Annotated in this window: 10 protein-coding genes; 6 read left to right on the top strand and 4 right to left on the bottom strand. The window is 59.6% G+C overall.

Features of this window, described 5'->3' with window-relative positions; genetic code table 11:
• The 6 genes from folK (at position 1) to TU82_RS20450 (ending at position 8,490) form a co-directional block, all read left to right on the top strand.
• Positions 1-483, top strand: a complete 483-nt coding sequence (gene folK, locus TU82_RS20475; RefSeq protein WP_057725030.1) for a 2-amino-4-hydroxy-6-hydroxymethyldihydropteridine diphosphokinase — start codon at positions 1-3, stop codon at positions 481-483.
• A 322-nt stretch (positions 484-805) separates the two neighbouring features.
• Complete coding sequence (gene panB / locus TU82_RS20470; RefSeq protein WP_057725029.1) at positions 806-1,606, top strand: 3-methyl-2-oxobutanoate hydroxymethyltransferase; 801 nt, start codon at positions 806-808, stop codon at positions 1,604-1,606.
• Entirely contained in the window at positions 1,603-2,454 is an 852-nt protein-coding gene (gene panC / locus TU82_RS20465) for a pantoate--beta-alanine ligase (RefSeq protein WP_057725028.1), read from the top strand. The genes panB and panC overlap by 4 nt, the downstream gene beginning before the upstream one ends.
• A 225-nt stretch (positions 2,455-2,679) precedes the next feature.
• Positions 2,680-4,344, top strand: a complete 1,665-nt coding sequence (gene pgi, locus TU82_RS20460; RefSeq protein WP_057725027.1) for a glucose-6-phosphate isomerase — start codon at positions 2,680-2,682, stop codon at positions 4,342-4,344.
• A gap of 107 nt (positions 4,345-4,451) precedes the next feature.
• Positions 4,452-5,468, top strand: coding sequence for a class I SAM-dependent rRNA methyltransferase (locus TU82_RS20455; RefSeq protein WP_057725026.1), 1,017 nt, complete (start codon positions 4,452-4,454; stop codon positions 5,466-5,468).
• Positions 5,469-5,556: 88 nt separating this feature from the next.
• On the top strand, positions 5,557-8,490 hold the full coding sequence (locus TU82_RS20450) for a DUF748 domain-containing protein (protein ID WP_057725025.1): 2,934 nt from the start codon (positions 5,557-5,559) through the stop codon (positions 8,488-8,490).
• Positions 8,491-9,183: 693 nt separating this feature from the next.
• Here TU82_RS20450 and TU82_RS20440 read toward each other — a convergent pair.
• From TU82_RS20440 to truB, 4 genes are all read right to left on the bottom strand, one after another.
• Positions 9,184-9,804, bottom strand: coding sequence for a BON domain-containing protein (locus tag TU82_RS20440; RefSeq protein ID WP_057725023.1), 621 nt, complete (start codon positions 9,802-9,804; stop codon positions 9,184-9,186).
• A 296-nt stretch (positions 9,805-10,100) separates the two neighbouring features.
• Positions 10,101-12,206: a polyribonucleotide nucleotidyltransferase gene (pnp, locus tag TU82_RS20435; RefSeq protein ID WP_057725022.1), complete on the bottom strand. Its 2,106-nt coding sequence runs from the start codon at positions 12,204-12,206 to the stop codon at positions 10,101-10,103.
• 195 nt (positions 12,207-12,401) lie between these two features.
• On the bottom strand, positions 12,402-12,671 hold the full coding sequence (gene rpsO, locus TU82_RS20430; protein WP_003176135.1) for a 30S ribosomal protein S15: 270 nt from the start codon (positions 12,669-12,671) through the stop codon (positions 12,402-12,404).
• Between the two features lie 115 nt (positions 12,672-12,786).
• Complete coding sequence (truB, locus tag TU82_RS20425) at positions 12,787-13,704, bottom strand: tRNA pseudouridine(55) synthase TruB (RefSeq protein WP_003176136.1); 918 nt, start codon at positions 13,702-13,704, stop codon at positions 12,787-12,789.
• Positions 13,705-13,707 lie beyond the last annotated feature (3 nt).

The raw sequence follows: 13,707 nt of genomic DNA, 5'->3' as shown, positions 1-13,707 counted from the left end.
GTGGAACGTATCTACATCGGCATGGGCAGCAACCTCGCTGCCCCGCAACAGCAATTGCGCAGCGCTATCGACGCCTTGGCGCAATTGCCCGGCACCACACTGGCCGGTGTATCCGACTTTTATCAAAGTGACTCCCTGCTCCCGGGCCAACCGCGCTACACCAACGCGGTGGCGGCCCTGGACAGTGAGCTTGCGCCGCTGCAATTGCTCGATGCGCTGCAAGCCATCGAAAACGCTCAGGGTCGTGAACGCCTCGAGCGTTGGGGGCCACGCACGCTGGACCTGGATATCCTGCTGTTCGGTGACCGCTTGATCGACGAGCCGCGCCTCAAGGTGCCGCATTACCAGATGCACCTGCGACCGTTTGTGCTGTATCCGCTGGCCGAGTTGGCGCCTGCGGACCTGCAACTGCCTGACGGGAAAAGCCTCAGCGGCCTGCTTGAAGCCTGCCCATTCGTCGGCCTGGAACGCTTACCTCTGTAGGAGCGAGCTTGCTCGCGAAAATCGTCAACGATAACGCGCACAGCCTGATTAAACGCGGTGCCTAAGCGTTCTTCGCGAGCAAGCTCGCTCCTACAATCGCATCAGTAACAGCGGTAACACCGCCATCGTAACAATGCGGTAACACATCCAATTGACTTCCCGTGTCCTGCTCACGACTATAGGCGTCCCGCTGCCGCCAACCCGGCGCTGAAGGGCGCAATCCAGGCCTTATAAGCACTGCTCTCAAGACGGTGCGCCTGTATAAACGAAGACTCACGCGCGTTACTCGCTGTTTCCAAGCGCCTGAACGAGGACCCTTTTCATGCCAGACATTACCCTGACCACCTTGCAGAGCCTCAAGCTCAGAGGTGAAAAAATCACCATGCTGACCTGCTACGACGCCACCTTCGCCCACGCCAGTTGCCAGGCCGGGGTCGAGGTGCTGCTGGTAGGCGACTCACTGGGCATGGTTCTTCAAGGGAATGACAGCACGCTCCCCGTCACCACCGATGAACTCGCCTACCACACCGCCAGCGTCAAGCGTGGCAATGACGGTGCGTTTATCATCGCCGACCTGCCATTCATGGGCTATGCCACCCTCGAACAGACCTTCCAGAACGCAGGCAAACTGATGCAGGCGGGTGCGCACATGATCAAGGTCGAAGGCGCCGTATGGCTCGCCGAGTCGATCCGACTGCTGGCTGAGCGCGGCGTGCCGGTATGCGCGCACATGGGCCTGACGCCGCAGTCAGTCAACCTGCTCGGCGGCTACAAGGTACAGGGCCGCAATGAAGCCCAGGCGCGCCAGATGCGTGCCGATGCCATTGCCCTGGAACAAGCCGGCGCCGCAATGATTCTGCTGGAGTGCGTGCCCAGTGAACTGGCCGCCGAAATCACCCAGGCCGTCAAGGTACCGGTGATCGGCATCGGTGCCGGCGCCGCCACCGATGGCCAGGTGCTGGTGCTGCACGACATGCTCGGCCTGTCGATCAGCGGCCACGTGCCCAAGTTCGTGAAGAACTTCATGGCCGGCCAGCCCAGTATTCACGCCGCACTGAGCGCTTACGTCAGCGAAGTCAAAGCCGTGACGTTCCCCGGCACCGAACATGGATTTTCTGCATGAACACCGTTAAAACCCTACGTGAACTGCGCGCCGCCGTGACCCACGCGCGCAGTGCCGGCAAGCGCATCGGCTTCGTGCCGACCATGGGCAACCTGCACAGTGGCCACGCCACCCTGGTGACCAAGGCCGCGCAGCAGTCGGACTTCGTGGTGACCAGCATTTTCGTCAACCCATTGCAATTCGGCGCCGGCGAAGACCTGGACAAATACCCGCGCACCCTCGCCGCCGATCAGGAAATGCTGCTGCAAGCCGGTTGCAACCTGCTGTTCGCGCCCACGGTCGAAGAAATGTACCCCGGCGGCATGACCGGCCAGACCCGCGTCAGCGTCCCCCATCTGTCCGAAGGCCTCTGTGGGGCCAGCCGTCCAGGGCATTTCGAAGGCGTGGCCACGGTGGTCAGCAAGCTGTTCAACATGGTCCAGCCGGATATGGCCGTATTTGGCCAGAAGGACTATCAACAACTGGCGGTGATCCGCGCCATGGTGCATGACCTGAACATGCCGATCCAGATCATCGGCGAGCCGACCGTACGCGCAGCCGATGGCCTGGCGCTGTCATCGCGCAACGGTTACCTCACCCAGGAGCAACGCGTGGTTGCCCCCGTGCTGTACCGCAGCCTCAGCCAGATGGCCGCCGCCATCAAGCGCGGTGAGCGTGATTTCGCCACCCTTCGCGCCGAGCACATCCAGCAGATCGAAGCCGCCGGCTTGCGCATCGACTATCTGGAAGTGCGCCAAGGCATGCACTTGCGTCCGGCCACGCCAGAAGACCGGGACATCGTGATCCTGGTGGCGGCCTATCTGGGCACAACTCGCCTGATCGACAACCTGCACCTGAACCTCAACTGACGCCACCTCGACCCCCCACCAGTTGCCTTCATCGCTGTGCCGGTATAAAAAAGTACCGGCATCAGCGCAGACAAAGCCAAGACATATCGACACGCTAGGTTTAATGTAATCGCCCTGCGCTCCTGGTTAGCGCTGTCCGGAACCCGTCACGTGTTAAAAGACTGGATGTTCCGGGCTTTGAAGTGTCCTAAAGGCAGTCCCCGTAATAAAAGGAAACCCGCAGCGATGGCGTACTACCGCACCCCTCATGACGTTACCGCGCTGCCCGCCTGGCACGCGCTCGATCAACATCGCCAAGCCATGCAGGATTTCAGCATGCGCGAGGCCTTTAATGCCGACCCCCAGCGTTTTTCCGAATTCACCCTGAGCAGCTGCGGGCTTTTCCTCGATTACTCGAAAAACCTGATCACCCGCGAAACCCGCGACCTGCTGGTGGGCCTGGCCAACGAAGTCGGCCTTAAAGACGCGATCAACTCGCTGTATGCCGGCGAGCCGGTCAACTCCTCCGAAGGCCGTCCGGCGCTGCACACCGCACTGCGCCGCCCGGTTGGCGACAAGTTGTCGGTCAACGGCGTGAATATCATGCCGGACGTGCACAAGGTCCTGAACCAGATCACTGACCTGGTCGGCCGCATCCACGACGGCCTGTGGCGTGGCTACACCGAGAAGCCGATCACCGACGTGGTGAACATCGGCATCGGCGGCTCGTTCCTCGGCCCGGAGCTGGTCTCCGAAGCGCTGCTGTCCTACGCCCACAAAGGCGTGCGCTGCCACTACCTGGCGAACATCGACGGCAGCGAGTTCCACGAACTGACCATGAAGCTGCGCGCCGAGACCACGCTGTTTATCGTCTCGTCGAAATCCTTCAACACCCTGGAAACCCTGAAAAACGCCCAGGCCGCCCGCGCCTGGTACCTGGCCCAGGGTGGCTCGGAAGCCGAGCTGTACCGCCACTTTATCGCCGTGTCGAGCAACAACGCAGCGGCCGTAGCGTTCGGCATCCGCGAAGAGAACATCTTCCCGATGTGGGACTGGGTCGGCGGTCGTTACTCGCTGTGGTCCGCGATCGGCTTGCCTATCGCCCTGGCGATCGGCATGTCCAACTTCAAGGAACTGCTGTCCGGTGCCTACACCATGGACCAGCATTTCCAGAACGCGCCGTTCGAAGACAACATGCCGGTGCTGCTGGGCCTGCTCGGCGTGTGGTACGGCAATTTCTGGGGTGCGCAGAGCCATGCGATCCTGCCGTACGACCATTACTTGCGTAACATCACCAAGCATTTGCAGCAGTTGGACATGGAATCCAACGGCAAAAGCGTGCGCCAGGACGGCACGCCGGTCGCCACCGAGACCGGTCCGGTCATCTGGGGCGGCGTGGGTTGCAACGGCCAGCATGCGTATCACCAGTTGCTGCATCAGGGCACCCAACTGATCCCGGCCGACTTCATCGTGCCGATCGTCAGCTTCAACCCGGTCTCCGACCACCACCAGTGGCTGTACGCCAACTGCCTGTCCCAGAGCCAGGCACTGATGCTCGGCAAGACACGCGCCGAAGCCGAAGCGGAGCTGCGCGAAAAGGGCATCCCTGAGGCCGAAGTGCAGAAACTGGCGCCCCACAAGGTGATCCCGGGCAACCGTCCGAGCAACACCCTCGTTGTCGAGCGCATCAGCCCACGCCGCCTGGGCGCGCTGGTCGCCATGTATGAGCACAAAGTGTTCGTGCAGAGCGTCATCTGGGGCATCAACGCCTTCGACCAATGGGGTGTCGAGTTGGGCAAGGAGCTGGGTAAGGGCGTCTACAACCGCCTGACCGGCGCCGAAGAAACCTCGGCCGAAGATGCTTCGACCCAGGGCCTGATCAACTACTTCCGCGGCCGTCACCGCGGCTGATCAACGCCCGAACCGATAGCTTCGAAATAACCCCCGGCCTGTTCAGGCCGGGGCTGTTAAACTGCGCGCCCCATTATCCTCATTCCCCCGCAAGCAAGGCGCGCTCCATGATTTCCTTGAACCAGGCGCTGCGCGCCGCCCTCGACCATCGCCAAGACCTGATCAGTGAACTGCATGCCCAGGGCACCGATTGCTACCGGCTGTTCCACGGCAGCCAGGAAGGCGCCGGCGGCCTGACGATAGATCGCTACGGTCCGCAATTGCTGGTGCAAAGCTTCCACCAGTCCCTGCAAAACGCTGATTTGCTGGCCCTGCACCGGTTGATCAGCCAACACATGGGCCTGGAGTTTCTGTTGGTGTACAACGACCGCTCCGGTGGCAATTCACGGATCGACCGCGAAGACAGTGTTTACCGCGCCGAGCCTGCCGCGCTGGAAGATCTGGTTGGTCACGAATGGGGACTCAACTACCGTGTGCGTGGGCGCCATGCCGGGCAGGATCCGCTGCTGTTCCTTGACCTGCGCAACACCCGCGGCTGGGTCAAGGAGCACAGCGCCGGTAAAAGCGTGCTCAACCTGTTCGCCTACACCTGTGGCGTTGGCTTGAGCGCGGCGGCCGGTGGCGCAAGTGAAGTCTGCAACCTGGACTTTGCCGAGGGCAACCTCGCCGTGGGTCGCGAGAACGGTCTGCTCAACCCGCAGTTGCCGACCATGGCCTTCGTACAGTCCGATTACTTTCCGGCCATTCGCCAACTGGCAGGCCTCCCTATCACTCAGCGTCGTGGCCACAAACTGCCGAGCTATCCGCGCCTGGAACAGCGCCAGTATGACCTGGTACTGCTCGATCCCCCCGCCTGGGCCAAAAGCGCCTTCGGCACTGTCGACCTGCTGCGCGACTACCAAAGCCTGCTCAAGCCCGCACTGTTGGCAACCGCCGATAATGGCGTGCTCATTTGCTGCAACAACCTGGCGAAAGTGAGCATGAATGACTGGCGTGAACAGGTGCTGCGCTGCGCGGAAAAAGCCGGTCGCCCCGTACGCGACTGGCAGATCATGGCACCGGGAGCGGACTTTCCGTCGAAAGACCAGCAACCGCCGCTGAAGACCCTGATCCTGCAATTGTAGGAAGTTTCCCAGGCTTGGCTGTTCTTCGGAACCGAAATCACATGCCATACTCCAAGGCACTCTTGTTCGACATAGATGGCTGTCACCCATGCCCAAAGGATTGATCCGCGCCATAGGCGCATTGTTGACCGCCCTCGCTGTGTATAGCTTGCTGGGCTTTCTGATTCTGCCCGGCATTGCCCTGCGCATTGCCAACCAGCAGTTGGCCAATTACGCAACGGTGCCGGCGCGTATCGAGCGTATCGAGCTCAACCCGTTCAGCCTGGAACTGACGCTGTGGGGCCTGCAGATCGGTGAGCCGGGCAAGGAACAGCTGGGTTTCGAGCGCCTCTATGCCAACCTGCAGATCGACAGCCTCTGGACGCGCGCCCTGCACCTGGCCGATGTTCAACTTGAGCAGCCCAAGACCGAATTGCTGTTCGACAAGTCCGGCCAGTTGAACCTGGCGCAATTGTTCAAATTGCCGCCAAGCGAGCCAACCCCCGCCGATCCCGACGCCAAGCCTTTCCCGCTGCGTATCGACAGCATCAAGCTGGCGGGCGGCTATGTGCACTTTCGGGACCTGCGCCCCAGCGAACCCATCGAATTTCTCTACGACAAACTCGACTTCGAGCTGAAAAACCTCAGCACCTTGCCGGAAGATAACGCCGACATGACCCTGGTGGCCGCAGGCCCCGACGGCGGGCAAATCGACTGGAAAGGTAACTTCAGTCTGGTACCGATCACCTCCGAAGGCTCGCTGAAAGTCACCGACGGCAAAATGAAAGCCTGGTGGCCGTATGTGCGCGATGCCGTGCCGCTGGTGCTTGAGGACGGCGTGCTCAATTTCAGTACCGACTATAAATTCAGCCTGGCCAAAGAGACCGAACTGAACCTGACCAACACCGCCGCCAGCATCGCGCCCTTTGCGATCAAGGCACCGGATGGCCGGCCACTGGCACGCCTGGAACGCCTGGACGTCAGCGAGACCACGGTGGACCTGGCCAAGCAACAGGTGGTGATCGGCAAGATCCGCAGCAACAAGCTCGAAACCTGGGCCGCTCGCGAGGCTGACGGGCAACTGGACTGGCAGAAACTGTTCGCCAGCCAACCCGCCAAACCGGCCAAGCCACCGGAGCCGGCCTCCGCGCCCGCGACTGCCGACTCGCCTGAAGCACCACCGGCGGCGCCGAACAAACCCTGGCAAGTGCTGCTCAAGGACGTGCAACTGCGCAACTACCAGGTGCACTTGGCTGACCGCCAGGCCACGCCTGCCGTAGCGCTGGAGCTGGGCCCGCTGAACATCGACGTGCAGAACTTCGACAGCCTCAACCAGAGCCCTTTTACCTTGAAGGTCGATAGCGGTCTGGGCAAGCAAGGCAAGATCCAGGCAACCGGCGAGGTGAACCTGAATCCGGTCAGTGCCAAGTTGAAAGTGAACACCCAGGACATCGACCTGCGCGTCGCTCAGTCCTATATCAGCCCGTTTATCCGGCTTGAGCTGCGCAGCGGCATGCTGGGCAGCAACCTGGATGTCAACCTCAAGAGCACCGAGCCGCTGGCCCTGCAAGTGACCGGCCGCGCGCAAGTGGATCAGTTGCACACGCTCGACACTCTCAAGTCCCGTGACTTCCTCAAATGGCAGCGCCTGGTGCTGGAGGGTGTCAACTACCAGCATGGCGACAGCCTGTCGATCGACAAGGTCAACCTGCTGCAACCCTATGCGCGCTTCATGATCAACGATGACCGCACCACCAACATCGACGACCTGCTGATTGCGCAGCCGGCCGACAGCGGGAGCAAATCGGCAGCCAAGCCGGCAGCGAGCAAAGACAAGCCGCTGGGTATCCACATCGGGCAGATCGCGATCAACGACGGCTCGGCCAATTTCGCCGACTTCAGCCTCACGCCCAACTTCGCCACCGCGATTCAGCAACTCAACGGCCAGATCGGCACCATCGACAGTCGCCAGACCAAGCCGGCCAGCGTCGACATCAAGGGCAAGGTGGACCGCTATGCGCCGGTGACCATCAAGGGCAGCGTGAACCCGTTCGACCCGATGGCGGCGCTCGACATCGCGACCAGCTTCAAACGTGTCGAGTTGACCACCCTGACGCCGTACTCGGGCAAATTTGCGGGCTTTCGAATCCGCAAAGGTCGTTTGAACCTGGACTTGCACTACATGATCACCAAAGGCCAGTTGAAGGCTGAAAACAAGGTGGTGGTCGAGCAACTGCAACTGGGCGAGAAAGTCGACAGCGCCGATGCGGTGGACTTGCCGATTCGCCTGGCGATTGCCTTGCTCAAGGACAGCGACGGCAAGATTTCCATCGAGCTGCCGGTAAGCGGTGACCTGAACAACCCACAATTCAGCGTGATGCCGATTGTGTGGCAGACCTTGCGCAACCTCGTGGTCCGCGCAGCCACGGCGCCCTTCAAGTTCATCGGCGGGCTGGTCACCGGCGGCGGTTCGCAAGACTTGGGCAGTGTGTCGTTCGCTGCGGGCTCCAGTGAGCTGGACAAAGGCGCCGAAGGTGCGCTCAACACGCTGGCCAAGGCACTCAAGGAACGCCCTGCCCTGCGCCTGGAAATCGAAGGGACCGCAGCGGCCAGCAGTGACGGCCCGTTCCTGGCCGCGCAGCGACTGGAGCGTGAGTACCAATACAACTACTACAAAATTCTGCAGCGTCGCGGTGATAAAGTCCCGGCCCAGGCGTCATTGCTGGTCGTGCCGGAGAAGGAAAAGGCGCCTTTGCTGGAAGGCATTTACCGCACCCGCCTGAAACAACAACCGCCGGCAGAATGGAAAAACCTGAGCGACGACGAACGCGCGGCCAGGCTCAAGGACGGCGTGATCAAATTTTGGAGTGGCAGTGACGTGCTTCTGCGCCAGCTCGGCCAGGACCGGGCCAGCACCATCAAGGATTACCTGGTGGACAAGGCTCAACTGGAAGACGACCGCGTGTACTTCATTGATGCGCAGCTGGGGCAAGCGGAGAAAGATGGTCGGGTGATCACACCGATGCATTTGGATGCCGAATAACCCAATGTGGGAGGGGGCTTGCCCCCGATGGCGGTAGGTCAGTCGGTTATAGGTCGACTGATACACCGCTATCGGGGGCCAGCCCCCTCCCACATTTATTATTCCTCGCCTGACAGCAAGGTGGTGCGCAGAAATAAAACAGGCATCGACTTATTGATGCGCAGCTGAGGCACGCGGATAAAGATGGTCGAGTGATCACACCAATGCATCTGGATGCCGAGTAACCCAATGTGGGAGGGGGCTTGCTCCCGATGGCGGTAGGTCAGTCGGTTATATGCCGACTGGTACACCGCTATCGGGGGCAAGCCCCCTCCCACATTTTTTGCTCCTCGCCCGGCAAGCTAGATGACGTTGTGCAGCTGGGGCAGACGGAGAAAGACGGTTGGGCGGTAACGCCGATGCATCTGGATGCCGAGTAACCCACTGTGGGAGGGGGCTTGCCCCCGATGGCGGTAGGTCAGTCAGTGATATGTTGACTGATACACCGCTATCGGGGGCAAGCCCCGTCTCACATTTTAATCCCTGCCTGGGCGGCAAATTATTGCGCCTCAAATAGAACAGGCCCCGACACAAGTGCCGGGGCCTGTAATGACCACATCCGTGTGGTCGGTCGCATGAACTCCAGAGGTGCTGAGGGTGGATATCTGACTCACCCTGAGCCGCCGCCATTCAGTTCAAACGAAACCTGCAGCGTTAGTCTGCTTTCAGGCCATCGGCCGATACAGCTTTAACGCCTTTGATTTTCTTGGCGATCGCTACAGCAGTTTCTTTCTGAGCAGCAGTCACAGCAGTTGGGGACGACAGGGACACGACACCTTTGTTGGTTTCAACTTTGATGTCGGTACCAGGAATACCTTTCTCGGTCACCAGATCAGCTTTTACTTTGGTGGTGATCCAGGTATCGCTGGTCGCCTCGCCAGCGTTGTGGGCAGCACCTTTGGTCTTGTCGATGCCATCAGCCTTGGTCGCGCCGCCAGCCAGCAGGCCGTCAGCGGAAACAGCGGTCACACCTTTGATTTTCTTGGTGATGGCTACGGCGGTCGCTTTCTGCGAATCCGAGATAGCTACGTCAGAGGACAGGGAAACCACACCTTTGTTGGTTTCAACCTTGATGTCCGAACCTGGAATGCCTTTTTCAGTCAGCAGGTCAGCTTTGACTTTGGTGGTGATCCAAGTATCCGAAACGCTTTCCTTAGCCTGGGTGGCTTCGCCGGCCGCCAGAGTCATAGGGGCTTGGGAAGTCTGAGCAAAGGCTACGTTAGCACCCATGGCCAGAGTCAGAGCGGTAGCAGTAGCGAGAGCGAACTTCTTCATACGAGTAACTCCTGTTTTATTAAAAGACTGCGGTACGTAAATCTTGGTACTGCAGCGCTAACAGGGATAGTGCAGGCAGTGTGCCAAGTCGTGACATATAGAAAAAAGCTTATAAAACAACAGGTTATAAAAATAGAGGATTTTCGGAATCGTGCAACTTGCATGAAGCTCATCGTGCCTGCATGCAAGTTGCGGCTTTTGGATGGGGCTAAACAGCTGATTCTGCTCCTTTTTATCGCGCCCATAAAAAAAGGACTCCGAGGAGTCCTTTTTTTCAGCGTGAAGCTAGCGCGTGATTAAACGCCCGAAGCCTTGGCTGCTGCTACGTCCTTGATGGACAGTTTGATACGGCCGCGGTTGTCCACGTCCAGTACCAGCACTTCCACTTCCTGGCCTTCTTTCAGAATGTCGGTCACTTTCTCAACGCGAGCGTCGCTCAGCATGGAGATGTGCACCAGACCGTCCTTGCCCGGCAGGATGTTGACGAATGCGCCGAAGTCGACGATGCGCTCAACCTTACCGACGTAGATCTTGCCGATCTCGGCTTCAGCGGTGATACCCAGGACGCGCTGGCGTGCAGCTTCAGCCGCTTCCTTGGTTTCGCCGAAGATCTTGATCGAACCGTCGTCTTCGATATCGATCGAAGCCTTGGTTTCTTCACAGATCGCACGGATGGTCGCGCCGCCTTTACCGATGACATCACGGATTTTGTCGGTGTCGATTTTCATCGCGATCATGGTCGGAGCATTTTCCGACAGCTCGGTACGCGACTGACCAATGATCTGGTTCATCTGGCCGAGGATGTTCAGGCGCGCTTCCAGGGCTTGGCCCAGGGCGATTTCCATGATCTCTTCGGTGATGCCCTTGATCTTGATGTCCATCTGCAGCGCGGTTACGCCTTTGGCGGTACCGGCTACCTTGAAGTCCATGTCGCCCAGGTGGTCTTCGTCGCCCAGGATGTCGGTCAGGATGGCGAATTTCTCGCCTTCTTTAACCAGGCCCATGGCGATACCGGCAACCGGTGCCTTCATCGGCACACCAGCGTCCATCAGTGCCAGGGAAGCACCGCAAACGGAAGCCATGGAGCTGGAACCGTTGGATTCGGTGATTTCCGACACAACACGGATGGTGTACGGGAACACGTCGGCAGCCGGCAGCATCGCGGCGATCGAACGACGGGCCAGACGGCCGTGACCGATTTCACGACGGCCGGCACCACCCATGCGACCGCACTCGCCCACCGAGAACGGAGGGAAGTTGTAGTGCAGCATGAACGGGTCTTTTTTCTCGCCTTCCAGGGTGTCCAGCAGCTGTGCGTCACGGGCGGTGCCCAGGGTCGCGACAACCAGCGCCTGGGTTTCACCACGGGTGAACAGCGCAGAACCGTGAGTCTTCGGCAGAACGCCGACTTCGATGTTCAGCGGACGTACAGTGCGCGTGTCGCGGCCGTCGATACGGGGCTTGCCGTTAACGATGTTTTCGCGAACGGTGCGGTATTCGATTTCACCGAAAGCCGCTTTGACTTCGCTGGAAGAAGGCTGGCCTTCTTCACCGGACAGCTTGGCGACAACCTGGTCCTTCAACTCGCCCAGGCGCGCGTAACGGTCGGCCTTGACGGTGATGGCGTAGGCCTGGGAGATCGCATCGCCGAACTCGGCACGGATAGCGCCCAGCAGTGCGGTGGCTTCTGGCTGAGGAGCCCAGGCCCAGGTTGGCTTGGCAGCTTCGGCAGCCAATTCTTTAACAGCGTTGATCACAACCTGGAACTCGTCGTGAGCAAACAGTACCGCGCCCAGCATCTGGTCTTCGGTCAGCTCTTTGGCTTCCGATTCAACCATCAACACGGCTTCCGAGGTACCGGCAACGACCATGTCCAGGCTCGAGGCTTTCTGTTGCTCGTAAGTCGGGTTCAGCAGGTAGCCGGTGCTTTCGTGGAAGGCAACGCGAGCGGCGCCGATCGGGCCATCGAAAGGAATGCCGGAGATGGCCAGGGCAGCCGAGGTACCGATCATCGCAGCGATGTCCGGATCGGTCTTCTTGCTGGTGGAAACCACGGTGCAGACAACCTGCACTTCGTTCATGAAGCCTTCTGGGAACAGCGGACGGATCGGACGGTCGATCAGTCGGGAAGTCAGGGTTTCTTTCTCGGAAGGACGGCCTTCGCGCTTGAAGAAACCACCAGGGATCTTACCGGCAGCGTAAGTCTTTTCCTGGTAGTGAACGGACAGAGGGAAAAAGCCTTTGCTCGGGTCAGCGGTCTTGGCGCCAACCACGGTCACCAGTACGGTAACGTCGTCGTCAACGGTAACCAGCACTGCGCCGGAGGCTTGACGGGCGATACGGCCTGTCTCGAGGGTAACGGTCGACTGACCGAACTGGAATTTTTTGATAACCGGGTTCACGGTGTCCTACCTTCTTTGTGGCTCTTGGGGAACTTGTTTTCTTGCGAAATTCTTGGGCAATCTCGGGAATCGGCCCGAGCCTCGTCCAGGGTAAAACGTTGTATCCAGATAAAACTTGAGGCTGGGAGCCTGCCATGGGCCAGCGGGATTCCCACTGACACACGGCAGACAACCAACCTCTAGCGCAATCGCTGATTAGCGACGCAGACCCAGGCGACCGATCAGAGCCTGATAACGACCCAGATCCTTGCCTTTCAGGTAGTCCAGCAGCTTACGGCGCTGGTTTACCATGCGGATCAGACCACGACGGGAGTGGTGATCTTTACCGTTGGCCTTGAAGTGACCTTGCAGTTTGTTGATGTTGTGGGTCAGCAGTGCAACTTGCACTTCTGGCGAACCAGTGTCACCAACAGCTTGCTGATAGTCAGCTACGATTTGTGCTTTTTCTTGAACGTCGAGAGCCATGAGGCAATCCTTTTTTCAGGAAACCACCCAAAGGGCAGTTTCAACAGGCCAGGGACAAATCCCTGTATCTAAAAATGAGTGTTGACCATGCCTGTTAACAGCCACACTCGTTCGGTCATTCTGACCGAATCAGTCGACGCGGCGCGATGCGCCCGTCTTCGCTCACTTCACCGATACCGATGAAACGACCGTTATGATCCTGTACTCGCACCATGCCGAACTTCGGGGCATCCGGGGCGCGTACCGGCTGGCCGTTGAGCCAATAGAACGCGCTGTGCTCCGAAAAATGCAGCAATGGCCAATCCAGCAAACCGCTGTCCGATGGCATCAGGAAGCGATCAACCGCTTCGTTGCCGCCTTCGGCATGTACCGCTTCGAGCTCTTCCAGCGTGACCGTCTGGGCCAGGGTGAAAGGGCCGGCCTGGGTACGTCGCAGTTCGGCAACGTATGCGCCACAGCCCAGTTGCTCACCAATATCTTCCACCAGGGTACGGATATAGGTGCCTTTGCTGCAGTCCACCGCCAATCGGGCAGTGTCACCTTCACAGGCGAGCAATTCCAGCCGGGCAATAGTAACAGAACGCGGTTCGCGCTCCACCACTTCACCGGCACGCGCCAGCTTGTAAAGAGGTTGCCCATCACGCTTGAGCGCCGAGTACATCGGCGGTATCTGGCTGATTTGCCCACGGAAAGCGGGTAACGCAGCTTCGATATCGGCACGACCAACGGTCACATCGCGCACCTGCAGCACATCACCTTCGGCGTCGGCCGTGGTGGTGGTCTTGCCCAACTGCATCAGGGTCTCGTAACCCTTGTCGGAATCGAGCAGGTATTGCGAGAACTTGGTGGCCTCGCCAAAGCACAACGGCAATACGCCGGTGGCCAGGGGGTCTAGACTGCCGGTGTGCCCGGCCTTCTCGGCATTGAGCAGCCAGCGGACCTTCTGCAACGCGGCATTGGAGGTAAAGCCAATGGGTTTGTCGAGCAGAATGATGCCACTGACGTTACGGCGGATACGTTTGACCTGAGCCACCGC

The organism is Pseudomonas orientalis (genome assembly GCF_001439815.1).
In the GTDB taxonomy this organism is placed as follows: Bacteria; Pseudomonadota; Gammaproteobacteria; order Pseudomonadales; family Pseudomonadaceae; genus Aquipseudomonas; species Aquipseudomonas orientalis.
This window is presented reverse-complemented; position numbering and strand designations above follow the sequence as displayed.

Bases quoted from the DNA above. Each gene is read 5' to 3' on its own strand.
- panB (WP_057725029.1), top strand. From the start codon at position 806: ATGCCAGACATTACCCTGACCACCTTGCAGAGCCTCAAGCTCAGAGGT.
- panC (WP_057725028.1), top strand. From the start codon at position 1,603: ATGAACACCGTTAAAACCCTACGTGAACTGCGCGCCGCCGTGACCCAC.
- pgi (WP_057725027.1), top strand. From the start codon at position 2,680: ATGGCGTACTACCGCACCCCTCATGACGTTACCGCGCTGCCCGCCTGG.
- TU82_RS20455 (WP_057725026.1), top strand. From the start codon at position 4,452: ATGATTTCCTTGAACCAGGCGCTGCGCGCCGCCCTCGACCATCGCCAA.
- TU82_RS20450 (WP_057725025.1), top strand. From the start codon at position 5,557: ATGCCCAAAGGATTGATCCGCGCCATAGGCGCATTGTTGACCGCCCTC.
- TU82_RS20440 (WP_057725023.1), bottom strand. From the start codon at position 9,804: ATGAAGAAGTTCGCTCTCGCTACTGCTACCGCTCTGACTCTGGCCATG.
- rpsO (WP_003176135.1), bottom strand. From the start codon at position 12,671: ATGGCTCTCGACGTTCAAGAAAAAGCACAAATCGTAGCTGACTATCAG.